The organism is Streptomyces sp. 6N223 (assembly GCF_052246635.1).
Lineage (GTDB): Bacteria > Actinomycetota > Actinomycetes > Streptomycetales > Streptomycetaceae > Streptomyces.
The window spans coordinates 47,767-72,179 of the sequence record NZ_JBQQCA010000036.1 but is presented as its reverse complement, the minus strand read 5'-3'; the positions used below and the strand labels follow the sequence as shown (position 1 = coordinate 72,179).

Genomic DNA, 24,413 nt, shown 5'->3' with positions numbered 1-24,413 from the left:
GTCCCACCCCCGCGGCATGTCCGCCGCGTGTCGGGCGCGAGTCGCGTCCCGTGCGGCGCGGCGGGCTTGCCGTTAACCCTCCCCAGGCACCGGACGGATGCGGAATCATGGGCCCATGACCGAGGTGTCCTCGCTCGCCGGGCGGCTGCTGGTGGCCACCCCGGCGCTGTCCGACCCCAACTTCGACAAGTCCGTCGTGCTGCTGCTGGACCACGACCGCGAGGGTGCCCTCGGCGTGGTCCTGAACCGTCCGACGCCCGTCGGCGTCTCCGAGGTGCTGGAGCCCTGGGCCTCGCTCGCGGGCGAGCCCGGCGTGGTCTTCCAGGGCGGCCCGGTCGCCCTGGACGCCGCCCTCGCGCTCGCCGTCGTGCCCGGCGCCGGGCCGCTGGGCTGGCGGCGGGTGCACGGCTCGATCGGCCTGGTCGACCTGGAGGCCCCGCCCGAGGTGCTGGCCGCCGAGCTCGGGAGCCTGCGGATCTTCGCCGGATACGCCGGCTGGGGCCCTGAGCAGCTGGAACGCGAACTCGACGAGGGCGCGTGGTACGTCGTGGAGTCCGAGCCCGGGGACGTCTCCGCGCCCGAGCCGGAGCGGCTGTGGCGTGCCGTGCTGCGCCGCCAGCGCGGCACCCTGGCCATGCTCGCCACGTATCCGGACGACCCCTCGCTCAATTAGGCTTGGGGAACATGAGCACTCTTGAGCCCGAACGCGAAGGCGAACGCGGCGCGGGAACCGGCACCCTCGTCGAGCCCACCCCGCAGACGACGCACGGCGACGGCGACCACGAGCGTTTCGCTCACTATGTCCAGAAGGACAAGATCATGGCGAGCGCTCTCGACGGCACTCCCGTCGTCGCGCTGTGCGGGAAGGTCTGGGTGCCCGGCCGGGACCCGAAGAAGTACCCCGTGTGCCCCACCTGCAAGGAGATCTACGAATCGATGGGCTCCTTCGGCGGCGGCGGCAAGGACGGCGGCAAGAAGTAGCGCCCGGCAGCCCCGGGACCGGCTGAGCGGGTACCGTACGCCTCGGCAGCCGGTACGGCCGGAAAGGGGCAGCTGGATTGAGCACGCACGCACCGCAGGCACCGAAGACGGCGCGGCTCGTCGCGCTCCCGGCCACGCTGGACGACGCCGTGGGGGCACTGGCCGAGGTGCCCGCGGCCGTGCCCGTCGCCGGCGGCACCGACCTGATGACCGCCGTCAACGCCGGGCTGCTCCGCCCCGCCGCCCTCGTCGGGCTCGGGCGGCTGAAGGAGTTGCGTGGCTGGGCGTACCAGGACGGGCACGCGCTGCTGGGCGCCTGCCTCACCCACGCCCGGATGAGCCGCCCCGACTTCGCCGCCCTCATCCCGGCCCTCGCCACCGCCGCCCGCAGCGCGGGCCCGCCGCAGGTGCGCAACGCCGGGACGCTGGGCGGCAACGTCATCTCGGCCGCCGCCTCGGGCGACACCCTCCCCGTGCTGGCCGCCCTGGAGGCCACGCTGCTGGTCGCCGGGCCCGACGGCCAGGGCCGGCAGATTCCCATCAGCCACCTGCTCACCGGCCGTGACCGGCTCAAGCCGGCGGAGCTGCTGGCCCACGTGCGGGTGCCGCTGCTGCACGCGCCCCAGACCTTCCTGAAGGCGACGCCGCGCACCGGCCCCGGCCGGGCGCTGGCCTCGGTGGCGGTGGTGCTGGACCCGATGCGCCGCGAGGTGCGCTGCGCGGTCGGCGGCGTCGCGCCGATGCCGCTGCGCCCGCTGGACGCCGAGCGCTGGGTGGCCTCGCTGCTGGACTGGGACGGGGAGCGGGGCCTGGCGCCCGAGGTGCTCACGGCGTTCGGGGAGTACGTGGGCATGGCGTGCATCCCGGACCCGCAGCCCCCGGCGGGGGGTGGCGAACCCGCGCAACTCGCCCCCGCCGTGCTGCACGTGAGGCGTACTGTGGCAACACTGGCCCGCCGTGGACTCGGAAGGGCTCTCGCATGAGCAACGATCACCCCCACCCGGAGCACCCGGATCACCAGCCGGACGAGCACCCCGACCCGAACGCGCTCGCGCCCCAGCGCGGCTGGGGCGGGGAGTACGACTCGGACACCACCGCGTTCATAGAGTTTCCGCCCGGCGGCCTGCCCGGCGAGGCCGGGGATGACCCGCTCGCGGCTCCCGGCCACGGCTACCAGCCGCCCGACCTCGGCCAGGGGCATGGACAGGGCCGGGGCCAGGGCCAGGGCACCGAGCCGCTGCCGACGCCCGGCGCCACCACCGACCCGGCGGAGACCGGGCAGTGGACCATGCCGTTCGCCTACGGCGCGGAGGGCTGGCCCGCGGCCCCCGGCGGCGCGGGCGCGGGCTCAGGCTCCGGAAGCGGCGTTGGCGCCGGCGCCCTCGGGGCCGCGGCCATGGGGCAGGGCGCCGCCGTCACCCGCGGCACGGGGCGGGACGGCGGCGACCGGCGGTCCTGGGAGATGCCGCCCGCCGACGAGGCGTCGCCCGCGCACGCGCCGTGGTCGGAGCCGGCCGAGGGCGTGCCGCACCCGGCGCTGACCGAGCCCGTGCCCGGGCCGTCCGGCGGTGCGCCGCCGCCCGTCGGCGGGGCGCCCGCGGCCGAGGTGCCCGCCGCCAGAACCGAGGCCGTCCCCGTGCCCTCCGAGCCGGAGGCGGGGGCCGACGCCGCACCCGCGGCCAGCCGCAGCGACCACCCCGAGGTCTCCTACGTGCTGCGCGTCAACGGCGTCGACCGTCCCGTCTCCGGCGCCTGGATCGGCGAGTCCCTGCTGTACGTGCTGCGCGAGCGGCTCGGCCTCGCCGGCGCGAAGGACGGCTGCTCGCAGGGCGAGTGCGGCGCCTGCTCCGTGCAGGTGGACGGGCGACTGGTGGCCGCCTGCCTGGTGCCCGCCGCCACCGTCGCGGGCAGCGAGATCCGCACGGTCGAGGGCCTGGGCGGGGACGGCGGCGCCTCCGACGTGCAGCGGGCGCTGGCCGCCTCGGCCGCCGTGCAGTGCGGCTTCTGCCTCCCGGGCATGGCCATGACCGTGCACGACCTGCTGGAAGGCAACCACGCGCCGACCGAGCTGGAGACGCGCGAGGCGCTCAGCGGCAATCTGTGCCGGTGCAGCGGCTACCGTGCCGTGCTGGACGCGGTCCGCGACGTGGTCAACGAGCGCGCCGCCCTCGCCGAGACGCCGGCGGACGGGCCGGGTGGCCCGGGTGGCCCGGGCGGCGACGAGCGGCAGACGGCCACGGTCCGCATTCCCCACCAGGCGGGGCCACCCTCAGGAGACGTGTCATGACCGAGCAGGCAGGACGCGCGCGGCGCCCGGGCACCGGGCTCGGCGCCGCCGCCGTCACCGTGACGCCCGTCGGGGCCGCCGACCCGCCCCCCGCCGCCGCGAACGGCGCGCTGCCCCACGGCCTGGGCGCCTCGGTGCCGCCCGCCGAGGCCGACGCCAAGGTGCTGGGCACCTTCCCGTACACCGCCGACCTGTGGGCCGAGGGCCTGCTGTGGGCCGCCGTGCTGCGCTCCCCGCACCCGCACGCCCGCATCAAGCGCGTCGACACCGCCGCCGCGTCCGCCGTCCCCGGCGTGCGGGCCGTCATCACCCACGAGGACGTGGCCGGCGACGCCCGCCTCGGCCGCGCCGCGGGCGACCGCCCCGCCTTCGCCTCCGAGGTGGTGCGCTACCACGGCGAGCCCATCGCCGCCGTCGCCGCCGACCACCCCGAGACGGCGCGGCTGGCCGCCGCCGCCATCGCCGTGGAGTACGAGCCGCTCGAACCCGTCGCCGACCCGGAGAAGTCCTTCGAGGCCGACCCGATCCACCCCGACGGCAACCTCATCCGCCACATCCCGCTGCGCCACGGCGACCCCGCCGCCACCGGCGAGGTCGTGGTCGAGGGCCTGTACCGCGTCGGCCGCCAGGACCCCGCGCCGATCGGCGTCGAGTCCGGCCTGGCCGTGCCCCGCCCGGACGGCGGCGTGGAGATCTACACCGCCAGCACCGACCCGCACGCCGACCGCGACCGGCTCGCCGCCTGCCTGGGCCTCGCGCCCGAGCAGGTCAAGATCTACGTCACCGGCGTCCCCGGCAGCCTCGGCGACCGCGAGGACCTGGGCTTCCAGCTCCCGCTGTCGCTGCTGGCCATCCGCACCGCCAGCCCCGTCAAGCTCGCCGCCACCCGCGAGGAGTCCTTCCTCGGCCACCCCCACCGCCACCCCACGCTGCTGCGCTACTGGCACCACGCCGACCGCGAGGGCCGGCTCGTCAAGGTCGAGGCGCAGCTGCTGATGGACGCCGGGGCGTACGCCGACGACTCGGCCGAGGCCCTCGCCGCCGCCGTCGCCTTCGCCGCCGGGCCCTACAAGGTGCCGAACGCCGTGATCGACGGCTGGGCGGTGCGCACCAACAACCCGCCCTCGGGGTATGTGCGGGGCGAGGGCGCCATGCAGGTGTGCGCGGCGTACGAGGGCCAGATGGACAAGCTCGCCGCCCAGCTCGGCATCGACCCCGTCGAGCTGCGCGCCCGCAACGTGCTGGCGACCGGCGACCCGCTGCCCACCGGCCAGACCGTGACCTGCCCGGCGCCCGTCGCCGAGCTGCTGAACGCCGTGCGCGAGGCGCCGCTGCCGCCGCTGCCGAAGGACGGGCCGGTGGAGGAGTGGCTGCTGCCCGGCGGCCCCGGCGGCGCGGGCGAGCCGGCGGCGGTGCGGCGTGGCGTGGGCTACGCCCTCGGCATGGTGCACGTGCTCGGTGCGGAGGGCGCCGACGAGGTGTCCACGGCGACGGTGAAGGTGGAGGGCGCGGTGGCGACCGTGCTGTGCGCGGCGGTGGAGAGCGGCCAGGGGTTCGCCACCCTCGCGCGGCAGATCGTGCAGGACGTGCTGGGCGTGGACGAGGTGCACCTCGCGCCCGTCGACACCGACCAGCCGCCGGCCGGGCCGGGCGGGCGGGGCCGCCACACCTGGGTCTCGGCCGGGGCGGTGGACCGGGCCGCGAAGATGGTCCGCACCCAGCTTCTCCAGCCGCTGGCGATGAATTTCGGCATGTCGCCGGAGCTGCTGACGATCGCCGACGGCAAGATCACCTCCTACGACGGGGTGCTGAGCACGACGGTGGCCGAGGCGCTGGAGGGCAAGGAGCTGTGGGCCACGGCCCAGTGCCGCCCGCACCCCACCGAGCGGCTGAACGAGACCGGCCAGGGCGACGCGTTCGTCGGCCTCTCCTTCGCCGCGATGCGGGCGGTCGTCGACGTCGACGTCGAGCTCGGCTCGGTGCGCGTGGTCGAGGTGGCGGTCGCCCAGGACGTCGGGCGGGTGCTCAACCCCCGGCAGCTGCGGGCCCGCATCGAGGCGGGCGTCACCCAGGGCGTGGGCGCGGCACTCACCGAACACCTGCGGGTGGCGCGCGGGGTGGTGCGCCGCCCGGACCTGGCCGACTACGCGCTCCCCACCGCCCTGGACGCGCCCGAGGTGAGGATTGTCACGCTCGTGGAGGAGCGGGACGTGGTGGCGCCCTTCGGGGCCAAGGCGGTGAGCTCGGTCCCGCTGGTGGTCTCGCCCGCCGCGGTGGCCGGGGCCGTGCGCGCCGCCACCGGACGCCCCGTCAACCGGCTTCCGATCCGCCCGCAGTCGGCCGTCGGGGCGCGGTGACGCCCGTCGGCCTCTCGGCGTAGGCCGAACGGCCGATGCGGTGGCGGCCACCGCAGCATAGGCAAACCGGGGGTTCGCTCCTTACCGTATCCCCCATGACCCGCGCCGATGTTGATGCCACGAACACGTCCCGGCGGCTCCCGCGGACGCCGCGCGAGTCGGTTCTGAGCAAGCCCTACCGGGCGCTCACGCTCGGCTGCGTCAGCACCATCCTGCTCATCGCCTTCGAGGCGATGGCCATCGGCACCGCCATGCCCGCCGCCGCCGAGGCGCTGGACGGGCTGTCGCTCTACGCCTTCGCCTTCTCGGCGTTCTTCACCACGAGCCTGCTCGGCATGGCCGTCTCCGGGCAGTGGTGCGACCGGACCGGGCCGCTGGGGCCGGTGACGGCCGGGATCGCGGCGTTCTCCGGCGGGCTGCTGCTGTCGGGCGCCGCGCAGACGATGTGGATGTTCGTGGCGGGCCGGGCCGCGCAGGGGCTCGGCGGCGGCCTGGTCATCGTCGCGCTGTACGTCACCGTGCGCCGCGCCTACCCCGAACACCTCCGGCCCGCCGCGCTGGCCGCCTTCTCCGCCGCGTGGGTGGTGCCGTCCATGACCGGCCCCGTCATCGCCGGAACCGTGACCGAACACCTCGGCTGGCGCTGGGTCTTCCTCGGCATCACGGTGCTGGTGGTGCTGCCGCTGCTGGTGATGCTGCCCGCGCTGCGCGCCCAGGCGGGCGGGCCGCCGGAGGGCGCCGGGAGCGCCCCGGCCCGCTTCGACCTGCGCCGCCTGCGGCCGGCGGGCGCCGTGGCGCTCGGTGCCGGGCTGCTGCAGCTCGGCGGCCAGGAGCTGCGCTGGCTCTCCCTCCTGCCCGCCGGGCTGGGCCTCGCGCTGCTCGCGCCCGCCGCGGTGCGGCTGATGCCGCGCGGCACGTTCCGCGCGGCGCGCGGGCTGCCCTCGGCGATCCTGCTGCGCGCGCTGGTCTCGGCGGCGTACTACACGACGCAGAGCTTCCTGCCGCTGATGCTGATCAGCCAGCGCGGCCTGTCGTACACGGCCGCCGGCCTGGCGCTGGTGGTCTCGGGCCTGCTGTGGGCGACCGGCGCGCAGCTGCAGTCCCGGCCGCGGCTGGAGCGGCACCGCTACCGGCTGGTGAGCCTGGGCACGGTGCTGATCTGCTGCGGCGTGGCGCTCGTCCCCGCGGTCCTTGTCGACGCGGTCCCGGTGTGGACGCCGGCGGTGGTGCTGTCGCTCGGGGCGCTCGGCATGGGCATGGTGGTCGCCTCGGTGGGGGTGGTGGTGCTGCGGCTGTCGGAGCCGGAGGAGGCGGGCGGCAACATCGCGGCGCTGCAGGCGGCTGACAGCCTGTCGAACGCCGTGATGCTGACGATCGTGGGCACGGCGTTCGCCGCGCTCGGCGGCGGGACGGCGGGGGCGGGGGCGGGGGCCGGGCACGGAGCGGAGGCGACCTCGGCGGTCGGCCCGGAGGCGTTCCTCGCGGTCTACGCCCTGGCGGCGGTCGCGGGCGCGCTCGCCATCCTCGTCGGCCGCCGCGTCAACCCGGGCTACGGAGTGGGTGACGACGGCGCTTGAGGTCCGGGTGGGGTGCAGGGTGTGGGCGGCGGACCGGGGGTGAGGGGGCGGAGCCCCCAGCCGGTAGGCTCGCGGGGCGTGACCGCAACTGCCTCGCACCACCTCTCGCCCGCCTTTCCCGGCCGCGCCCCCTGGGGCACGGCCGGGGCGTTGCGGGCCTGGCAGCAGGCCGCGCTGGAGGCGTATCTCGCGCGGCACCCACGCGACTTCCTCGCCGTGGCCACCCCCGGCGCCGGCAAGACGACCTTCGCGCTCACCCTCGCCTCCTGGCTGCTCCACCACCACGTCGTGCAGCAGGTCACCGTGGTCGCCCCCACCGAACACCTCAAGCACCAGTGGGCCGAGGCCGGCGCCCGCATAGGCATCCGGCTCGACCCGGAGTACAGCGCGGGCCCCCTCGGCCGCTCCTACCACGGCGTCGCCCTCACCTACGCCGGCGTCGGCGTGCGCCCGATGCTGCACCGCAACCGCTGCGAGCAGCGCAAGACCCTCGTCATCCTCGACGAGATCCACCACGCCGGCGACTCCCGCTCCTGGGGCGAGGCCTGCCTGGAGGCGTTCGAACCGGCCGCCCGCCGCCTGGCGTTGACCGGCACGCCCTTCCGCTCCGACACCAACCCCATCCCGTTCGTCTCCTACGCCGAGGGCGCCGACGGCATCCGCCGCTCCGTCGCCGACTACACCTACGGCTACGGCAACGCCCTGTCCGACGGCGTCGTGAGGCCGGTCATCTTCCTCTCCTACAGCGGCAACATGCGCTGGCGCACCAAGGCCGGCGACGAGGTGGCCGCCAAGCTCGGCGAGCCGATGACGAAGGACGCGACCTCGCAGGCGTGGCGTACCGCGCTGGACCCGGGCGGCGAGTGGATCCCCGCCGTGCTCGACGCCGCCGACCGGCGGCTGACCGAGGTGCGCCGCTCGATCCACGACGCGGGCGGCCTGATCATCGCCACCGACCAGGACTCGGCCCGCGCCTACGCCAAGCTGATGGAGCGGATCAGCGGCGAGCGCCCCACCGTGGTGCTCTCCGACGACGGCGGGGCCTCCGAGCGCATCGACGCCTTCCGGCACTCCGAGGGCCGCTGGCTGGTCGCGGTCCGCATGGTGTCCGAGGGCGTGGACGTGCCCCGGCTCGCCGTCGGCGTCTACGCCACCACCATCGCCACGCCCCTCTTCTTCGCGCAGGCCGTGGGCCGCTTCGTCCGCTCCCGCCGCCGCGGCGAGACCGCCTCCGTCTTCCTGCCGACCATCCCGGCGCTGCTCGGCTTCGCCCACGAGCTGGAGCTGGAGCGCGACCACGTGCTGGACAAGCCGGGCAGGGGCGGGGAGGAGGACCCGTACGCCGAGGAGGACGCGCTGCTGCGGGAGGCCGAGCGGGAGCGGGACGAGCCGGACGCGGAGGGCGAGGGGGACCAACTCCCGTTCGAGGCACTGGAGTCGGACGCCGTCTTCGACCGGGTGATGTACGACGGCGGCGAGTTCGGGATGCAGGCGCACCCCGGGAGCGAGGAGGAGCAGGACTACCTCGGCATCCCCGGGCTGCTGGAGCCCGACCAGGTCGCGCTGCTGCTGCACAAGCGGCAGGCGCGGCAGATCGCGCACAGCCGCCGCAGGCCCGACGCCGAGGCCGACCTGCCGGAGGTCCCGGCGGAGCGGCGGCCCGTCGTCACCCACAAGGAGCTGATGGAGCTGCGGCGTGAGCTCCACACCCTGGTCGGGGCGTACGCCCACCAGTCCGGCAAGCCGCACCGCGTGATCCACACCGAGCTGCGGCGGGTCTGCGGCGGACCGGCCGCCGCCGAGGCCACGGCCGGGCAGCTCGAGCAGAGGCTGGCGAAGGTGCGGGAGTGGGCCACGCGCATGGCCTGATCGTGCGCTTTTGATAACGCCTCGATCACCAACGCCCGTAGAACGGTCCCAGAACGCCCGGATTCTGGACAAGCCCTTCCGGTCAGCGGTGCCGGTGGCTAAGTTCCCGGTCACCGCGCATGCCTGAAGGGGGCATTCGTGAGCGACAGGAGGCGCGTCGTGACCGCGGAGACCTCTCAGACGCTCGACAGGGGACTGCGGGTTCTCAAGCTGCTGGCCGAGACCGACCATGGACTGACCGTCACCGAGCTGTCCAAGCAACTCGGCGTCAACCGGACCGTCGTCTACCGGCTCCTCGCCACGCTGGAGCTGCACTCGCTGGTACGCCGCGACGCGGGCGGGCGGGCCCGGGTCGGCGTGGGGGTGCTGGGGCTCGGGCGCCAGGTCCACCCGCTGGTGCGGGAGGCCGCGATGCCGGCGCTGCGCTCGCTGGCCGACGACGTGGGCGCGACGGCCCACCTGACGGTGGTGGACGGCGCCGAGGCGCTGGCCGTGGCCGTCGTGGAGCCGAGCTGGACCGACTACCACGTCGCCTACCGGACCGGCCTCCGCCACCCGCTCGACCGGGGCGCCGCGGGGAGGGCGATCCTCGCCGGGCGCTGCAAGGACATCGTGGACTTCGGGGACGGCCAGGACGGCTTCGTGCTCACGCACGGCGAGCTGGAGGCGGGGGCCAGCGGGGCGGCCGCGCCGCTGCCGCAGGGCTGCGGCATCGAGGGGAGCGTGGGCGTGGTGATGCTCAGCGAGACGGTGCCCCGCGAGATCGGACCGCGGGTGGTGCGCGCCGCCCAGGAGGTGGCGGCGGTCCTGCGCTGACCCCCGGGCCGCGGCCCGCGGCGTTGACCTGGGCCGACGAGGCGGGGGCCGGCGGGAGTGTCGGCGCGGTGCGCTAGATTCGCTCTCATGTCCGCCGCAGTCGCTCCGCCGACGTCATCGAAGCCGTCGCCGCCGCCGGCCGGCCGCCGCCGGCCGCTGGTTCTCGCCGCGTGCGGCGCGCTGCTCACGGCGCTGCTGGCGGTGGCGGCGCTGGCGCCGCTGCCCTTCTCGGTCACCTACCCCGGCGAGACCGCGGACGTGCTGGGGGAGAGCGACGGCAAGCCGGTGATCAGCATCACGGGCGCGCCCGTCGACGACTCCGAGGGCGAGCTGCGCATGACCACCATCACGGCCACCTCCCCCGACGCGCACGTCGGCCTGGCCGACGTCATCAGCGGATACTTCGCCTCCGACCGGGCGGTGATGCCCCGCGAGGCGGTGTACCCGGTCGGCGACACCACCGAGGAGATCCGGGAGTACAACGCCGAGCAGATGCGCGACTCGCAGGACACGGCCGTCACCGCCGCGCTGTCCCACCTCGGTCTCCGGGGCGGCGACGTCGAGGTCGAGCTCAACCTCGCCGACGTCGGCGGCCCCAGCGCCGGGCTGCTGTTCGCCCTCGGCATCGTCGACCTGCTGAACGGGGACGGCGCGGGCGGTGACCTCACCGGCGGCCGGGTCATCGCCGGGACCGGCACCATCGACGCCGACGGGACCGTGGGCGCGGTGGGCGGCGTGGCGCTGAAGACGCAGGCCGCCGCGCGGGACGGCGCCACCGTCTTCCTCGTGCCGCGAGGCGAGTGCTCCGACGCCACCGCCGACACGCCCGACGGCCTGAGGCTCATACCCGTCACGACCCTGGAGGGCACGGTCGAGGACCTGCTCGACCTCTCGGCCGGGGAGCCCGTGCCGTCCTGCTAGCCGCGGCGGCCGGCGCGACGGGTGGGGAACGAGACCGCCCCCGCGAGTGCAGGTCGCGGGGGCGGCTTGTGGGGGGTGGTGCTGTTACAGATTCCCCGGCTGCGCCCTTTCACGCCGGTCTCCGGGAGAGCGGGCCGAAGTTCCCTGCGACGACCACGGTCGTCTGGTCCTGTACGCGCTTGGTGAAGATTCGTGGAGGGCGGTGTCACCCGTGCGGTTAGGCTTGCGCGCCGCCGTTGCCGGGCTCGTCCGGCGGGCGGGTCGCCAGCATGGCGCATAGTTCGTCCTCCGCGTCGAGCTCGTCGAGGTGGTCGCCCTCCGACCCCGGCGGCACGACGCGCAGCGTGCGCTCCAGCCACGCCGCGACCACCTGGGCCGGGGCGTGCAGCAGGGCGTCGCCGTCGGGCGAGCGCAGCGCGAGACAGATGACGTGCCTGTCGTGCGCCTTGCCGGGCCACACGCGCACGTCGCCCTCGCCGTTGGGCCTGAAGACGCCCTCCAGCAGGAGTTCGCGGGCGAACGTCCAGCTCACGGGCGCGTCCGAGCCGATGTGGAAGGTGATGTGCACGGCGTACGGGTCATCCGAGCGGTACACCAGACGTGCGGGCACGGGGATGCTGCGGTCCGGTGAAAGCACCAACTGGAGTTCCAGCTCCCGCTCGATGATGGTGTGCATGGGTGAAGCTCCTCGTCTCTGCCGGTTCTTGGCCGTGCGTTCCGCTGGCCACACAGGGAGAGAGGAGGCGGGCCGCGCGCCATTACGCGACTTCCGCGAGTGAATCGGCGTCTCCCCGCGTCTCCCGGCGTCCTCCCGCGTCTGCCGGCGTTTCCCGGTGGCTCCCGGACGGCGGGCCTCGGCGAGACTGGGGGTATCGGCACCGGCGCGGGGACGTACCATGCATACCCCGGCGTGAGATCAGCACCATCAGGACGAGGAGATTCGGCACCGCTCATGAGCTCCCCACCCGCAGGAAACGCCAGCGGCGCTCCGGGGCCCGACTGGTATCCGGACCCGTCCATTCCCGGCTACATCCGGTACTGGAACGGCACCTCATGGGTGCCCGGCAGCAGCCGGCCCGAGCCGAGGGAGGGAGAGCCGATGCCCGCGCCGCCGGGCGGGGCGGCGCTGACCGCTCCGGCGCCGGCGCAGAGGCTGCCCGCGGCCCGCTCGGAGAGCGCGCCGCCCGCCGTGCCCGACTGGGCCGCCCGGCCGCAGCAGGCGGCGGACGCGGTGGCCGACGCCGCCGCGTCCCCCGCGCAGGGCCCGGAGCCGGGCGAGGAGCGGGACCGCGAGCCGGGCCCCGACGCCCGGCCCGGGCCGGACGCGGAGCCCGCTCCGGGCTCGACCCTGCCCGAGCTGCGCCGCCGCGGCGAGGTGGCGCCCACGCGGCCGGCAGGGTCTGGGGGAGAGCCCGCCCCGGCCTGGACGGCCGACGCCCGGCAGCAGCAGGGCCTGGGCGGCGACCGGCGCGTCACCTGGGGGTCGGACGAGGACGTCAGCACCTCGCCCGTGATCGCCGCGGGCCGGGTCGATCCGCGCGGCTCCTTCCGCCTCGCCCCGGCCGAGGGCTCCCCGTCGCCCGACTCGCCCGCCTCGCCCGAGGAGGGGGCGCCGGGCCGGGAGGAGCGGGAGGAGAACGCCGAGGCCACCGGGCCCCGCGACGCCGGGCGGGCCCCCGGCGAGCCGGACTCCCACGAGCGGACGGTCGGGCTGCGCCTGGCCGACATCCAGGGCGCGGCGTCCTGGCGGCAGCAGGTGCACGAGCTGGCGCAGCAGCAGTCGCCGCCCGACGCACCGGCCACCCCGTCCGTGCCACCCGCGCTGACGCCGCCCTCCACCTCCGCGCGGCGGCCGGAGCCCGAAGCCCCGGCGCAGCAGGCGGCGTTGCCCACCCAGCCGGCGGTCCAGCCGCCGCCGCAGCCCCAGCCGCAGGCACAGCCCCAGCCGCAGGTCCCGCCCCAGCACCAGCCCCAGCCGCGCGACGTTCCGGCACAGCCCGGGCCGCCGCCCGCGAGCCAGGGCGGCTACGGCTACCCCGGGCCGCCCGCCGACCAAGGGGGCTACGGCTATCCCCGGCCGGCCGCGCAGCCGATGCCGCAGCAGCCCGCGCCCCCGCAGCAGGTGCCGCACCAGCCGGGGCCCTCCCCCCTCCAGGGGCACGGCGACTCGCCCTTCGTGCAGCCGGACCCGCTCACGCCGCTGATCACCCCCCGCTCCGACCCGGCGTTCGCCAACCCCGGCAACGCCTACCCCGCGGGCCTCGGGCGGCGGCTGCTGGCCCGCATCGTCGACTCGCTGCTGCCCGCCGGCGGCGCGGTCGCCGTCGCACTGCCGCTGCTCGGCAAGGCGCGCGACCACATCGACGCCCAGATCGACGCCGCCGAACACGCCGGCGTCACCAAGGACATCTGGCTGATCGACGGCACCACCGGCGGGTACCTGGCGATGGTCGTCGGCGTCTTCCTCGGCCTGGGCCTGCTGCTGGAGGCGCTGCCCACCGGCCTCACCGGCCGCAGCCTCGGCAAGGCCGTGTGCGGCCTGCGGGTGATGGACGTGGCGCGCCAGGACAAGGTGTCCCTCGGCGCCGCGCTGCTGCGCTGGCTGGTCTACAGCGTGCTGGGCCTGCTGGTCATCGGCATCGTCAACGTGCTGTGGTGCCTGCGCGACCGGCCCTGGCGGCAGTGCTGGCACGACAAGGCGGCCGGCACCTTCGTCGCCACCCCGCCCCGCTGACGCGCCGCTGATCCGCCTGTGAGGCGCCCGCCACCCCCGGGTGGCGGAGCGTCATAGCCCGAACGCCCGGCGCCGGATGCGAGGCGCCGGGAGCCGGGGTGGGGTGAGGGGCATGAGCAACCAGCAGCAGCCACCATCCGGCTCCGGCGAAGGCCCAGGCGAGGGCGGCAGGGACGGCGACGGCGAGGGCCCGCGCCTGCCGAGCGCGCCGCCGCCCGGGGAAGGCCCGGACGAGAGCGGCTCCCGATACGACACCCCCTACGGCCCCAACCCGTACGGCGGCGCCGAGGGGGCGGCGGATCCGCTGGCAGGCATGCCGCCGCTGGCCGCGCTCGGCCGCCGCCTCCTGGCGCGCCTCATCGACGCACTGCTCGTCGGCGTACCGGCGGCGCTGATCCTGTGGCCGCTGATGGGCGACTGGGACTTCGGCAACAACGGCAACGGCGACGGCGGCGCCTACCTCCAGCAGTCGATCGTGCTGGTGGTCTACTTCGTCTACGAGGGCCTCATGCTCAGCGCCCGGGGCCAGACCGTGGGCAAGATGGCGATGAAGATCCGGGTGGCGATACTCGACAACGGCACCGTGCCCCACGGCGGTCCGGGATGGTTCCGCGCGGCCGTCTACGCGCTGCCGCAGCTCGTGCCCTGCATCGGCTTCCTGTTCTGGCTGCTGAACGTCCTCTACTGCACCTGGGACCGGCCCTACCGGCAGTGCATCCACGACAAGGCGGCCAAAACCGTGGTGGTTTCGGCCGCCTGACCGATCGTCGGGAGCGTGCGCGCGTCGCAGGCCGGGCTCAGACGCTGACCTCCGGCCGCTGGGCCGGCGCCACCGCGGGTGCGGGTGCGGGCGCCGCCGCGGCTGCCTCGTAGGAAGGTGCGGACATGGCTGAAGGCTCCCCTCCCGCCGCCACCCCGGCGTCGCGCCGGCACTGCGCGGCGAGCGCCACGACGACGCCGAGCGCCAGCGCGACGAGCGCGATGAGCACGAGGGCGACCGTGGAGCCGGTGGGAACGACGAGCATCAGGAGCAGGGTGGTGAAGATGACCGTGGCCGAACCGTAGGCGATCTGCACGGGGGTCGGGTGCGGCATGGCGGGTTCCGTCCTCGGGGGGGCAGGCGACCATCCGCGGGCACACCGGGGGAGGCAACCTCGGACGGTCCTACGGGCCTCGATGCCCGTACCGAGGAGATGGTAAGCGTCCCCTAAGTCCCACCGTGGATGCACGGGGGGCGCACGGATTCATCGCGTCACTTTCGAGCCGAAGCGCGCTGGTTGCCCCGCGTCACTCGAGTCAAGGACTGTCTTTTTCTGTCTCCGTCATGTCAAATGCGTCACGTCACAACACCGCTTCCCGGGAGGATGGCACAGGTGACCCCACGTGTGACTCAACTCACTCAACGAGGCAGGGTGAGACGGCCCACAACCGTCGTGGTGGCCACGGCGCTCGCGGCGCTGGGAGCGGCCGTGCTGGCGCCCGCCGGCGCCGCCTCGGCCCAGCAGCAGCCCCCGGTCGAGCCCGAGAACCCGACGCAGGCCGACGACCAGCTCTTCGGCGCCGGGCCCCACCTGGACAACCCGCTCGGCGAGAAGCGCGAGGCCCAGCGGCAGGAGGCGCATCAGCGGCTCCTCAGCGGCGACGCCACGCCCCGGAGCGTGGGCGGCTCCGAGGTGGTGGAGCTGGCCGAGGGCGAGTTCGTCGAGACCGCCGTCACCGGCACGGACAAGATCTTCACGGTGCTGGTGGAGTTCGGGGACGAGACCCACCCCGACTTCGGCGGCGATCCGGGCCCGCTGCACAACCGGATCGCCGAGCCCGAGCGTGACGTCAACAACACCACGATCTGGCGGGAGGACTTCAACCGCCAGTACTACGAGGACGTCTACTACTCGTCGGACCCCGACGTCCCCTCGGTCAAGCAGTACTACGAGAGCCAGTCCTCCGGCCGCTACACCGTGGACGGGGAGGTGACCGACTGGGTCACGGTGGCGTACAACGAGGCCCGCTACGGCAACAACGCATGCGGCTCGAACGTCTGCCGCTCCGTCTGGGAGGTCGTCGCCGACGGCGTCAACACCTGGTACGAGGAGCAGGTGGCCGCCGGCCGGACGCCCGAGGAGATCCGGGCCGACCTCGCCGAGTACGACATCCAGGACCGCTACGACTACGACGGCGACGGCGACTTCGCCGAACCCGACGGCTACATCGACCACTTCCAGATCGTGCACGCCGGCGAGGACGAGTCGGCCGGCGGCGGCGCGCAGGGCGAGGACGCCATCTGGGCCCACCGCTGGTACGCCTACGTCGACAGCGCCGGCGTGACCGGCCCGGCCGAGAACCCGGCGGGCGGCACGGAGATCGCCGACACCGGCCTGTGGGTCGGCGACTACACCATGCAGCCCGAGAACGGCGGCGTCGGCGTCTTCGCCCACGAGTTCGGCCACGACCTCGGCCTGCCCGACCTGTACGACACGGCGGGCGGCGAGAACGGCACCGGCTTCTGGTCGGCGATGTCCTCCGGCTCCTGGCTCGGCATGGGCGACGGCTCCATCGGCGCCCTCCCCAACGACATGGGCCCCTGGGAGAAGCTGCAACTCGGCTGGCTGGACTACGAGGTGGCGCGGGCCGCGACCCCCTCCCTCCACCGGCTCGGCGCCTCCGCCCTCACCTACCCCGAGGGAGAACGCCGCCGCGCCGCCCAGGCCCTGGTGGTCGAGCTGCCCGAGAAGACCGTCACCACCGAGGTGCACCAGCCCGCGCAGGGCGAGGCCCAGTGGTGGAGCGGCTCGGGCAACGACCTGAACGCCACCCTCACCCGCACCCTCGACCTGACCGGCGCGAGCGCCGCCACGCTCGACCTGACCGGCTGGTGGAGCATCGAGAAGGACTACGACTTCCTCTACGCCGAGGCGTCCACCGACGGCGGCACGAGCTGGACCCCGCTCGACGGCACCGCCGACGGCGAGCCCATCCCGCGCGACGGCGCCGACCGCCCCGCGCTGACCGGCGAGTCCGGGGACCAGGCCGCGCTGTCGTACCCGCTGGACGCCTACGCCGGCCAGACGGTCGAGCTGCGCTTCCGCTACGCCACCGACGGCTCGACGGCGCCGAAGGGCTTCACCGCCGACGAGATCAGCGTCACGGCCGACGGCGAGGTCGTCTTCTCCGACGACGCGGAGGCGGGCGAGGGCGACTGGGCCGCCGAGGGGTTCAGCGTCGTCGGGGCCTCGGTCACCGGCGACTACCCGCAGTTCTACGTCGTGGAGAACCGCCAGTACACCGGCTTCGACACCACCCTGAAGTACGGCCCGTACAACTTCGGCTGGCTGGCGGAGAAGCCCGACTTCGTCGAGCACTTCCCCTACGACAACGGCCTGCTGGTGTGGCTGTGGGACACCTCGCAGTCGGACAACAACACCAGCGAGCACCCGGGTTCCGGCCTGATCCTCCCGGTCGACGCCCACGCGGCGCCCGACCGGTGGGCCGACGGCACGCTGATGCGCAACCGGCTCCAGACCCGGGACGCCACCTTCAGCCAGTACCCGGTGCGGGAGGTGACGCTCCACGACGAGGGCGAGCCGACCACGCTGCCCGCCGCGCCCGGCGCGCCGTACTTCGACGACCGCACCGGCACGTACTGGAGCGAGACCAACCCGAGGAACAGCGTCCGGGTGCCCGACACCGGCACCCGGATCTCGATCCTCGCCCAGCCGCGCGACGCCGACCGCCCGATGACGGTCATGGTCGGCCCGAGCGGAGAGTGATCGTGATCACAGGGTGATCATGACATAACCGTAAGTCCCGGCCGCCGCCCCTCGACGGGCGGCGGCCGGGCAGGTAAGGATGGCGGGGTCCACGCGAGCCACGCGAGAGGAGACACCATGGCCGATGGAGGCTTCGTACGGCTGCTTGACGGCAGCGTCGTCGTCGCGCTCTCCCTGCCCCGCCCCGACGCCCCCGCCCGCTCGGTGCGGGTGCTGGTCCACGCCGTGAACCGGCCGCGGGCGCTGACGCGGCTGCGCAACCTGGGCCTGCGCGCGGTCTACCTGCGCGGCAACGCCGCACCCCCGACGCCCGACGAGGTCTCGGCCGTGCTCCACCACCCCGAGGGCATCGTCTGGCGCGCCACCCCCGGCGACGCCGCCGACCCCTGGCAGCCCATGACCCGCCTCGTGCACGCCGCCCGTCACCCCAGGGCGGCGTAACCGAGCGCTACGCCGCGCGCACCACCGGCTTGCCGCTGAGCTCCACCCCGGCCGCCTCCATCTCCCGCAGCGCCGCGTCCACGCTCGGCCGCGCCACCCCGGCCGTCAGGTCCAGCAGCACCCGGGTGGTGAACCCCTCGCGCGCCGCGTCCAGCGCCGTCGCCCGCACGCAGTGGTCCGTGGCGATGCCCACCACGTCGACCTCGCTCACCCCACGGGACCGCAGCCACTCCGCGAGCCCCGTGCCCGACTCGTCGCTGCCCTCGAAGCCGCTGTACGCCGCCGTGTACGCGCCCTTGTCGAAGCACGCCTCGACCGCGCCCGAGGCGACGGAGGGCGCGAAGTTCGGGTGGAAGCCGACGCCCTCGGTGCCGGCGACGCAGTGGCGCGGCCAGGAGCGGACGTAGTCGGGGTCGTCGGAGAAGTGGTCGCCGGGCGCGATGTGGTGGTCACGGGTGGCGATCACATGCCGGTAGCCGGGCGCGGCCGAGCCGATCAGGTCGGTGATCCCGGCGGCGACCTCCGCGCCCCCGGCGACGGCGAGGCTGCCTCCCTCGCAGAAGTCGTTCTGCACGTCAACAACGATCAGGGCGCGATGCATGCTTGGGAACACCTCTTCGGTGGTGGTGGACATGTTCGAGCCTAGGCGACGCCACCCGGCACGGCACAGGCGTCACTCGGTCATACGCCCACATAGCGCGTCGGCAGCACCGACTCTCCCCGGGAGAGCTGCGTCGCCGACAGCGGCAGCCGTTCCCGTGCCCTCACGTGGCGGTCGCGCGCGGCGTCCAGCGACTCGCGCGCCACCGCCCGGCCGTCGCGCATCAGCGGCACGACGAGCTGGCGCGCGGCCAGCTCCTCGGGCATCGGGCCGGTGCCGACCACCTCGGCCTCGGCCACGCCGTCGGCGTCCGGCTGCCGCGCGGCCCACTTCACGCCGCCTATCGACAGCTTCGCGCCCATCGACTTCTTCGCCACCGGCTTGAGCGGCGCCCCGGCGTCCTCCCGCTCGGCGCGGGCCACCAGCTTGTAGACCATCGAGCAGGTGGGGTGCCCGCTGCCGGTGACGAGCTGGGTGCCGACCCCGTAGGCGTCGACGGGCGCGGCGGCCAGCGAGGCGATGGCGTACTCGTCGAGGTCGCTGGTGACCACGATGCGGGCGTCCTTCGCGCCGAGCTCGTCGAGCTGCTGCCGCACCCGGTGGGCGATCACCAGCAGGTCCCCGGAGTCGATGCGCACGGCGCCGAGCCCGGGCCCGGCGACCTCGACGGCGGTGCGGACGGCCTCGGCGATGTCGAAGGTGTCCACCAGCAGCGTGGTCCCGCTCCCCAGCGCCTCGACCTGCGCGGTGAACGCCGCCCGCTCGGTGTCGTGCAGCAGCGTGAACGCATGCGCGCTGGTGCCGACGGTGGGGATGCCGTACCGGAACCCGGCGGCCAGGTCGGAGGTGGAGGTGAAGCCGCCGACGTACGCCGCGCGGGAGGCGGCGACGGCCGACAGCTCGTGTGTTCGCCGGGCCCCCATCTCGATCAGCGGGCGCCCGGCGGCGGCCACCGCCATGCGGGAGGCGGCCGCGGCGACGGCGGAGTCGTGGTTCAGGATCGACAGGATCACCGTCTCCAGCAGCACGCACTCGGCGAAGCTGCCGGTCACGCGCAGGATCGGCGAGCCGGGGAAGTAGACCTCGCCCTCGGGGTAGCCGTCGATGTCGCCGGTGAAGCGGTAGCCGGCCAGCCAGTCGAGGGTCGGCTCGTCGACGACGCGCCGCTCGCGCAGGAAGTCGAGGATGGCGGGCTCGAAGCGGAAGTTCTCCACCGCGTCCAGGACCCGGCCGGTGCCGGCGACCACTCCGTAGCGGCGGCCCTCGGGCAGGCGGCGGGTGAAGACCTCGAAGACCGAGCGGCGGTGGGCGGTGCCCGACCGCAGCGCGGCCCGCAGCATGGTGAGCTCGTACTGGTCCGTGAAGAGCGCCGTGGACGGCACGGCCACCGGCAGCGCGTGCGCCGCCGCCCCGTGATCTGCGTGGTGCGTCATGGAAGCAGCCTACACCCCATCTCGTCAGTTTGACGATATGTGGCGGAGGCCACGCCCGGCGTCCTCCTGGCGGCGTCGTTTGGGCTTGGCGGCGGGGGTGGTGGCAGCATGGTCTATGTGAGTGCCATCCCCATGGAGATCGAGCGCACGAAGCCAGACCAGGCCCCGGCGGAGGTGCCGAAGCCCGATGTCCCCTGGGTCACCGTGGTCCACAACGACCCGGTGAATCTGATGAGTTATGTCACGTACGTCTTCCAGGCGTACTTCGGGTATTCCAAGGACAAGGCGAGGCGCCTGATGCTGGACGTCCACCACAAGGGCCGGGCGGTGGTCTCGCAGGGCAGCCGCGAGGAGATGGAGCGCGACGTGCAGGCGATGCACGGATACGGACTGTGGGCCACGCTGCAGCAGGACCGTTGATGGCCGGGTACTTCGAGGCCGCGGGTGGCCCGGGCGGCGGCGCGGCGATCGCGCTGGACGAGGTCGAGATCTCCATCCTCCGCAGCCTGGCCACGCAGCTGCTGGAGCTGATCGGCCCGGCGCCCGGCGGCGAGGACGCCACGGACCTGGACGCCCTCTTCGCCGAGGGCTCGACCGAGCCGCCGGAGGACCCGGCGCTCGCCCGCCTCTTCCCCGACGCCTACGGCGAGCCGGGCAGGGAGCATGACGAGGAGAGCCGCCGCCTGTCGGCGGAGTTCCGCCGCTTCACCGAGGGGGAGCTGCGGGCGCGCAAGCGCGAGAACCTGCTGGCGATGGTCCGCGCGCTGGACGCCGTCGCCCCGGCCGAGGGCGAGGAGGGCGCGGGCGCCGCCGTGCTGACGCTCAAGCCGGAGGAAAGCCAGCGGTGGCTCAGTGCGCTCAACGACCTGCGCCTGGCGATCGCGACCCGCCTCGACATCACCGACGAGGACAGCAGCGACCGGCTCTTCTCGCTGCCGGACAGCGACCCGAACAAGCCGATGGTGATGGCGTACTTCTGGCTCGGCGGCCTCCAGGAGTCGCTCGTCGAGACCATGCTGAGCTGAGGTACCGAGGCGGAGACCGACGCCCTGGAAGCGGCCGAGGCCGCGCCGGTCGCCAGGTCCGGAGGATCGGCGGCCGAGGCCGCGCCGGTCCCGCGACCTCGGCGCGGTCGCGGAGGACGACAACACCCCGGACGACGGCCGCCGGGGAGCCCGAGGGCTCCCCGGGGTGCGGGGCACAGGGTGTTGCGGGGTGCGCTCGGGGGCTGGCTTATCGTTGCGCCATGCTCACCATCACCCAGGATCTCTGCGACAGGATCGTGGCGCACGCCCGCGAGGACCACCCCGACGAGGCGTGCGGCGTGATCGCGGGGCCGGAGGGCAGCGACCGGCCGGAGCGCTTCGTCCCGATGATGAACGAGGACAGGTCCCCCACGGGCTTCAAGTTCGAGTCCGGGGAACTGCTCGCCCTCCACAAGGAGATGTACGAGCGCGACGAGGAGATCGTCGTCGTGTACCACTCCCACACCGCCACCGAGGCGTACCCCTCCCGCACGGACGTCACCACCGCCAAGGAGACCACCACGCGGGCCGTCCACTGGGTCGTGATCTCCACCGCCCTGTGCGGCAACGGCGAAGGACCCGTGCCCTTCCGGTCCTTCCACATCGCGGGCGACATCGTCGTGGAGGAGGAGGTGCGCATCGTCGACTCCTACGACGACGTCTCCGGCGCCTCAGGCGGCTCCGACAGCATGTGAGACGGCTTCGCCCGCATGATGAGACGACCCTCGGTCTGACGGGGCGGGAATCGATACGATGCCGCCATGGTTTCCCAGGACGTGAGCGACGCACGACCACTTCCGCTGCTCGTGGCACGTCTGCATGTCGATCTGTGCCGCCAGAGCAGCGCCACGTGTACCGCCGCCCGCGCGGCGATCCACTGAGGCCGGCCCGGGCACCGGCCGAGGCCGCCGCGCGCGTTCACCGCCCCCGCCACTCGTCGTCCGCATCTGTGTCGTCACCTGGAGCATCCATGGCCATCGAGGTCCGCATCCCGACCATCCTCCGCAGCTACACCGACGGTCAGAAGGCCGTCTCCGGCAGCGGGGAGACGCTCGCCGAGCTCTTCCAGGACCTGGACGCCCGTCACCCGGGCCTGAAGGAGCGCCTGGTCGAGGGCGACCAGCTGCGCCGCTTCGTCAACGTGTACCTCAACGACGAGGACGTCCGCTTCCTCGACGGCATCACCACCAAGCTCAGCGACGGCGACAGCGTCACCATCCTCCCCGCCGTGGCCGGCGGGTCTGGGGGCATGCGCTGATGCGCTTCGACTCCCCGCTCGCCGCCGTCGGCAACACGCCCCTGGTGCGGCTGCCCCGCCTCTCGCCCGCCGACGACGTGCGCGTGTGGGCCAAGCTGGAGGACCGCAACCCCACCGGGTCGGTCAAGGACCGCCCGGCGCTCTTCATGATCGAGCAGGCCGAGAAGGAGGGCCGGCTCACCCCGGGCTGCACCATCCTGGAGCCGACCTCCGGCAACACCGGGATCTCGCTGGCCATGGCGGCCCGCCTCAAGGGCTACCGCATCGTCTGCGTCATGCCCGAGAACACCTCCGCCGAACGCCGCCAGCTCCTGGCCATGTGGGGCGCGGAGATCATCTCGTCCCCGGCGGCCGGCGGCTCCAACACCGCCGTCCGCGTCGCCAAGGAGCTGGCCGCCCAGCACCCGGACTGGGTGATGCTCTATCAGTACGGCAACCCCCACAACGCCGGCGCCCACTACGCCACCACCGGCCCGGAGATCCTCGCCGACCTGCCGTCCATCACCCACTTCGTCGCCGGGCTCGGCACCACCGGCACCCTCATGGGCGTCGGCCGCTACCTGCGCGAGCACCGCCCCGGCATCCAGATCATCGCCGCCGAGCCGCGCTACGACGACCTGGTCTACGGGCTGCGCAACCTCGACGAGGGCTTCGTCCCCGAGCTGTACGACGAGTCCGTCCTCACCTCCCGCTTCTCCGTCGGGTCCGCCGACGCCGTCGCCCGCACCCGCGAACTCCTCGCCGAGGAGGGCATCTTCGCGGGCGTCTCCACGGGCGCCGCGCTCCACGCCGCCATAGGCATCGGCCGCAAGGCCGTCCGCGCCGGCGAGAGCGCCGACATCGTCTTCGTCGTCGCCGACGGCGGCTGGAAGTACCTGTCCACCGGCATCTACACCGCCGAGACCACCGAGGAGGCCGTCGAACGCCTCCAGGGCCAGCTCTGGGCGTAGCCGCCGCCGTCACCCCTCCGGCCCGCTCGGCCCGCTCCGGCCCGCCCGGCTCGCACCGGATCCCCTCGGCGTACCGGCCGAGGGGGGACCGGCCCCGGCCATGTCTCACGAAACCAGCCGATATGAACACCTAAAGTCACATTCGTGACTGTGCGCGGCTACACCACCACCGAACGCGAACGCTCCCTGTGGGCGGTGATCAGCGACCGCTCCTCCCTCGTCCGGCGGCTGGACTGGCCGCTGATCGGCGCCGCCGTGGCGCTGACCTTCGTCGGGACCCTCCTGGTCTACTCCGCCACCCGCCACCGCACCGACCTCACCGGCGGCGACCCCCACTTCTTCCTGCTGCGCCACACCCTCAACGCATGCATCGGCCTCGGGCTCGCCGCCCTCCTGGTGTGGCTCGGCCACCGCAGGCTGCGCAACGCCGTGCCCGCGCTCTACGGCGTGAGCCTGCTGCTGTCCCTGCTGGTGCTCAGCCCGCTCGGCTCCACCGTCAACGGCTCCCGGAGCTGGCTCCAGCTCGGCGCCGGCTTCGCCTTCCAGCCCTCCGAGCTGGTCAAGATCGGCGTGATCCTCGCCATGGCCACGCTGCTGTCCGCCACCCTGGAGAGCGACGGCCGGCAGCGGCCCGACGCCCGCACCGTGCTCCAGGCGCTGCTGCTGGCGGTCGTGCCCGCCATCCTGATCCTCCTCACCCCCGACGTGGGACAGACGATGGTGATCGCCGCCATCGCGCTCGGCGTGCTGCTCGCCGCCGGGGTGGGCCGCGGCTGGCTGTTCGGGCTGGTCGGCCTGGGCGTGGCCGGGGCGCTCGCGGTCTGGCAGCTCGGCGTGCTCGACGACTACCAGATCGACCGCTTCGCCGCCTTCGCCAACCCCAAGCTGGACCCGGCGGGCGTCGGCTACAACACCAACCAGGCACGCATCGCCATCGGCTCCGGCGGCCTGTCGGGCCAGGGCCTGTTCCACGGCAGCCAGACCACCGGCCAGTTCGTCCCCGAGCAGCACACCGACTTCATCTTCACCGTCGCCGGCGAGGAGCTGGGCTTCGTCGGCGCGGGCGCCATCGTCGTGCTGCTGGGCGTGGTGCTGTGGCGGGCCTGCCGCATCGCCGCCGCCTCGCCCGAGCTGTACGGCACGATCGTCGCGGCCGGGCTGGTGGTCTGGATCGCCTTCCAGTCCTTCCAGAACATCGGGATGGCACTGGGCATCATGCCCGTCACCGGGCTGCCGCTGCCGTTCCTGTCCTACGGCGGCTCCTCGATGTTCGCCGTCTGGATCGCCGTCGGCCTGTTGCTGGCCATCCGTGTCCGCGCCCGCGGCGGGGTCTGAGGCCCCGCCGGGGGCGTCCCGGTCGCGTGACGCGGGTTACTTGGGCCGGCGCCGCCGACGG

General features: G+C 74.3%; 24 protein-coding genes. 20 read left to right on the top strand and 4 right to left on the bottom strand.

Annotated features, from left to right (window positions below):
- Positions 1–115: 115 nt before the first annotated feature.
- The 9 genes from ACTWQH_RS21735 to ACTWQH_RS21695 all read left to right on the top strand — a co-directional run bounded on the left by ACTWQH_RS21735 (position 116) and on the right by ACTWQH_RS21695 (position 10,808).
- Complete coding sequence (locus ACTWQH_RS21735) at positions 116–673, top strand: YqgE/AlgH family protein (protein ID WP_443288342.1); 558 nt, start codon at positions 116–118, stop codon at positions 671–673.
- 11 nt (positions 674–684) lie between these two features.
- Complete coding sequence (locus tag ACTWQH_RS21730; RefSeq protein WP_443288341.1) at positions 685–981, top strand: DUF3039 domain-containing protein; 297 nt, start codon at positions 685–687, stop codon at positions 979–981.
- 77 nt (positions 982–1,058) lie between these two features.
- The gene (locus ACTWQH_RS21725; RefSeq protein WP_443288340.1) at positions 1,059–1,964 is read left to right on the top strand and encodes an FAD binding domain-containing protein; all 906 of its coding nucleotides are present in this window, start codon (positions 1,059–1,061) and stop codon (positions 1,962–1,964) included.
- Positions 1,961–3,268: a (2Fe-2S)-binding protein gene (locus ACTWQH_RS21720; protein ID WP_443288339.1), complete on the top strand. Its 1,308-nt coding sequence runs from the start codon at positions 1,961–1,963 to the stop codon at positions 3,266–3,268. The genes ACTWQH_RS21725 and ACTWQH_RS21720 overlap by 4 nt, the downstream gene beginning before the upstream one ends.
- Positions 3,265–5,625: a xanthine dehydrogenase family protein molybdopterin-binding subunit gene (locus ACTWQH_RS21715; protein ID WP_443288338.1), complete on the top strand. Its 2,361-nt coding sequence runs from the start codon at positions 3,265–3,267 to the stop codon at positions 5,623–5,625. The genes ACTWQH_RS21720 and ACTWQH_RS21715 overlap by 4 nt, the downstream gene beginning before the upstream one ends.
- Before the next feature lie 95 nt (positions 5,626–5,720).
- A complete protein-coding gene (locus ACTWQH_RS21710; RefSeq protein ID WP_443288337.1) occupies positions 5,721–7,202 on the top strand; it encodes an MFS transporter in 1,482 nt (493 codons plus the stop codon).
- Positions 7,203–7,280: 78 nt separating this feature from the next.
- Entirely contained in the window at positions 7,281–9,071 is a 1,791-nt protein-coding gene (locus ACTWQH_RS21705; RefSeq protein WP_443288336.1) for a DEAD/DEAH box helicase, read from the top strand.
- A gap of 159 nt (positions 9,072–9,230) precedes the next feature.
- The gene (locus ACTWQH_RS21700) at positions 9,231–9,887 is read left to right on the top strand and encodes an IclR family transcriptional regulator (RefSeq protein ID WP_443288347.1); all 657 of its coding nucleotides are present in this window, start codon (positions 9,231–9,233) and stop codon (positions 9,885–9,887) included.
- A gap of 87 nt (positions 9,888–9,974) precedes the next feature.
- Positions 9,975–10,808, top strand: coding sequence for a S16 family serine protease (locus ACTWQH_RS21695; RefSeq protein WP_443288335.1), 834 nt, complete (start codon positions 9,975–9,977; stop codon positions 10,806–10,808).
- Positions 10,809–11,025: 217 nt separating this feature from the next.
- Here the strand turns inward: ACTWQH_RS21695 and ACTWQH_RS21690 are convergent, their stop codons facing one another.
- The gene (locus tag ACTWQH_RS21690) at positions 11,026–11,484 is read right to left on the bottom strand and encodes an SsgA family sporulation/cell division regulator (protein WP_443288334.1); all 459 of its coding nucleotides are present in this window, start codon (positions 11,482–11,484) and stop codon (positions 11,026–11,028) included.
- 276 nt (positions 11,485–11,760) lie between these two features.
- Here ACTWQH_RS21690 and ACTWQH_RS21685 point away from each other — a divergent pair, with 276 nt between their 5' ends.
- Together ACTWQH_RS21685 and ACTWQH_RS21680 are read left to right on the top strand one after the other, a co-directional pair.
- Positions 11,761–13,542, top strand: a complete 1,782-nt coding sequence (locus tag ACTWQH_RS21685; RefSeq protein WP_443288333.1) for an RDD family protein — start codon at positions 11,761–11,763, stop codon at positions 13,540–13,542.
- A gap of 112 nt (positions 13,543–13,654) precedes the next feature.
- Positions 13,655–14,302, top strand: a complete 648-nt coding sequence (locus tag ACTWQH_RS21680; RefSeq protein WP_443288332.1) for an RDD family protein — start codon at positions 13,655–13,657, stop codon at positions 14,300–14,302.
- Positions 14,303–14,339: 37 nt separating this feature from the next.
- Here the strand turns inward: ACTWQH_RS21680 and ACTWQH_RS21675 are convergent, their stop codons facing one another.
- Positions 14,340–14,636 carry a hypothetical protein gene (locus tag ACTWQH_RS21675; protein ID WP_443288331.1) on the bottom strand — a complete coding sequence of 99 codons (297 nt, stop codon included), beginning with the start codon at positions 14,634–14,636 and terminating at the stop codon, positions 14,340–14,342.
- Positions 14,637–14,906: 270 nt separating this feature from the next.
- Here ACTWQH_RS21675 and ACTWQH_RS21670 point away from each other — a divergent pair, with 270 nt between their 5' ends.
- Complete coding sequence (locus tag ACTWQH_RS21670) at positions 14,907–17,309, top strand: immune inhibitor A domain-containing protein (protein WP_443288330.1); 2,403 nt, start codon at positions 14,907–14,909, stop codon at positions 17,307–17,309.
- A 117-nt stretch (positions 17,310–17,426) separates the two neighbouring features.
- Complete coding sequence (locus ACTWQH_RS21665) at positions 17,427–17,750, top strand: hypothetical protein (RefSeq protein WP_443288329.1); 324 nt, start codon at positions 17,427–17,429, stop codon at positions 17,748–17,750.
- 7 nt (positions 17,751–17,757) lie between these two features.
- Here the strand turns inward: ACTWQH_RS21665 and ACTWQH_RS21660 are convergent, their stop codons facing one another.
- Positions 17,758–18,351 carry an isochorismatase family protein gene (locus tag ACTWQH_RS21660; RefSeq protein WP_443288328.1) on the bottom strand — a complete coding sequence of 198 codons (594 nt, stop codon included), beginning with the start codon at positions 18,349–18,351 and terminating at the stop codon, positions 17,758–17,760.
- Positions 18,352–18,431: 80 nt separating this feature from the next.
- The gene (locus tag ACTWQH_RS21655; protein ID WP_443288327.1) at positions 18,432–19,784 is read right to left on the bottom strand and encodes a nicotinate phosphoribosyltransferase; all 1,353 of its coding nucleotides are present in this window, start codon (positions 19,782–19,784) and stop codon (positions 18,432–18,434) included.
- Between the two features lie 108 nt (positions 19,785–19,892).
- Here ACTWQH_RS21655 and clpS point away from each other — a divergent pair, with 108 nt between their 5' ends.
- The 7 genes from clpS (at position 19,893) to rodA (ending at position 24,352) form a co-directional block, all read left to right on the top strand.
- Entirely contained in the window at positions 19,893–20,204 is a 312-nt protein-coding gene (gene clpS, locus ACTWQH_RS21650) for an ATP-dependent Clp protease adapter ClpS (protein WP_443288326.1), read from the top strand.
- Positions 20,204–20,809, top strand: a complete 606-nt coding sequence (locus tag ACTWQH_RS21645) for a DUF2017 domain-containing protein (RefSeq protein WP_443288325.1) — start codon at positions 20,204–20,206, stop codon at positions 20,807–20,809. The genes clpS and ACTWQH_RS21645 overlap by 1 nt, the downstream gene beginning before the upstream one ends.
- 221 nt (positions 20,810–21,030) lie before the next feature.
- On the top strand, positions 21,031–21,504 hold the full coding sequence (locus ACTWQH_RS21640; RefSeq protein WP_443288323.1) for a Mov34/MPN/PAD-1 family protein: 474 nt from the start codon (positions 21,031–21,033) through the stop codon (positions 21,502–21,504).
- Between the two features lie 66 nt (positions 21,505–21,570).
- Positions 21,571–21,690: a putative leader peptide gene (locus ACTWQH_RS21635; RefSeq protein ID WP_443288322.1), complete on the top strand. Its 120-nt coding sequence runs from the start codon at positions 21,571–21,573 to the stop codon at positions 21,688–21,690.
- A gap of 89 nt (positions 21,691–21,779) precedes the next feature.
- Positions 21,780–22,067 carry a MoaD/ThiS family protein gene (locus tag ACTWQH_RS21630; protein WP_443288321.1) on the top strand — a complete coding sequence of 96 codons (288 nt, stop codon included), beginning with the start codon at positions 21,780–21,782 and terminating at the stop codon, positions 22,065–22,067.
- The gene (locus ACTWQH_RS21625; RefSeq protein WP_443288320.1) at positions 22,067–23,017 is read left to right on the top strand and encodes a PLP-dependent cysteine synthase family protein; all 951 of its coding nucleotides are present in this window, start codon (positions 22,067–22,069) and stop codon (positions 23,015–23,017) included. Before ACTWQH_RS21630 ends, ACTWQH_RS21625 begins: the two co-directional genes overlap by 1 nt.
- Positions 23,018–23,161: 144 nt before the next feature.
- Entirely contained in the window at positions 23,162–24,352 is a 1,191-nt protein-coding gene (gene rodA / locus ACTWQH_RS21620; RefSeq protein ID WP_443288319.1) for a rod shape-determining protein RodA, read from the top strand.
- Positions 24,353–24,413 lie beyond the last annotated feature (61 nt).

Bases quoted from the DNA above. Each gene is read 5' to 3' on its own strand.
- ACTWQH_RS21735 (WP_443288342.1), top strand. From the start codon at position 116: ATGACCGAGGTGTCCTCGCTCGCCGGGCGGCTGCTGGTGGCCACCCCG.
- ACTWQH_RS21730 (WP_443288341.1), top strand. From the start codon at position 685: ATGAGCACTCTTGAGCCCGAACGCGAAGGCGAACGCGGCGCGGGAACC.
- ACTWQH_RS21720 (WP_443288339.1), top strand. From the start codon at position 1,961: ATGAGCAACGATCACCCCCACCCGGAGCACCCGGATCACCAGCCGGAC.
- ACTWQH_RS21715 (WP_443288338.1), top strand. From the start codon at position 3,265: ATGACCGAGCAGGCAGGACGCGCGCGGCGCCCGGGCACCGGGCTCGGC.
- ACTWQH_RS21710 (WP_443288337.1), top strand. From the start codon at position 5,721: ATGACCCGCGCCGATGTTGATGCCACGAACACGTCCCGGCGGCTCCCG.
- ACTWQH_RS21695 (WP_443288335.1), top strand. From the start codon at position 9,975: ATGTCCGCCGCAGTCGCTCCGCCGACGTCATCGAAGCCGTCGCCGCCG.
- ACTWQH_RS21690 (WP_443288334.1), bottom strand. From the start codon at position 11,484: ATGCACACCATCATCGAGCGGGAGCTGGAACTCCAGTTGGTGCTTTCA.
- ACTWQH_RS21685 (WP_443288333.1), top strand. From the start codon at position 11,761: ATGAGCTCCCCACCCGCAGGAAACGCCAGCGGCGCTCCGGGGCCCGAC.
- ACTWQH_RS21680 (WP_443288332.1), top strand. From the start codon at position 13,655: ATGAGCAACCAGCAGCAGCCACCATCCGGCTCCGGCGAAGGCCCAGGC.
- ACTWQH_RS21675 (WP_443288331.1), bottom strand. From the start codon at position 14,636: ATGCCGCACCCGACCCCCGTGCAGATCGCCTACGGTTCGGCCACGGTC.
- ACTWQH_RS21670 (WP_443288330.1), top strand. From the start codon at position 14,907: ATGGCACAGGTGACCCCACGTGTGACTCAACTCACTCAACGAGGCAGG.
- ACTWQH_RS21665 (WP_443288329.1), top strand. From the start codon at position 17,427: ATGGCCGATGGAGGCTTCGTACGGCTGCTTGACGGCAGCGTCGTCGTC.
- ACTWQH_RS21660 (WP_443288328.1), bottom strand. From the start codon at position 18,351: ATGCATCGCGCCCTGATCGTTGTTGACGTGCAGAACGACTTCTGCGAG.
- ACTWQH_RS21655 (WP_443288327.1), bottom strand. From the start codon at position 19,784: ATGACGCACCACGCAGATCACGGGGCGGCGGCGCACGCGCTGCCGGTG.
- clpS (WP_443288326.1), top strand. From the start codon at position 19,893: ATGGTCTATGTGAGTGCCATCCCCATGGAGATCGAGCGCACGAAGCCA.
- ACTWQH_RS21645 (WP_443288325.1), top strand. From the start codon at position 20,204: ATGGCCGGGTACTTCGAGGCCGCGGGTGGCCCGGGCGGCGGCGCGGCG.
- ACTWQH_RS21640 (WP_443288323.1), top strand. From the start codon at position 21,031: ATGCTCACCATCACCCAGGATCTCTGCGACAGGATCGTGGCGCACGCC.
- ACTWQH_RS21635 (WP_443288322.1), top strand. From the start codon at position 21,571: ATGGTTTCCCAGGACGTGAGCGACGCACGACCACTTCCGCTGCTCGTG.
- ACTWQH_RS21630 (WP_443288321.1), top strand. From the start codon at position 21,780: ATGGCCATCGAGGTCCGCATCCCGACCATCCTCCGCAGCTACACCGAC.
- ACTWQH_RS21625 (WP_443288320.1), top strand. From the start codon at position 22,067: ATGCGCTTCGACTCCCCGCTCGCCGCCGTCGGCAACACGCCCCTGGTG.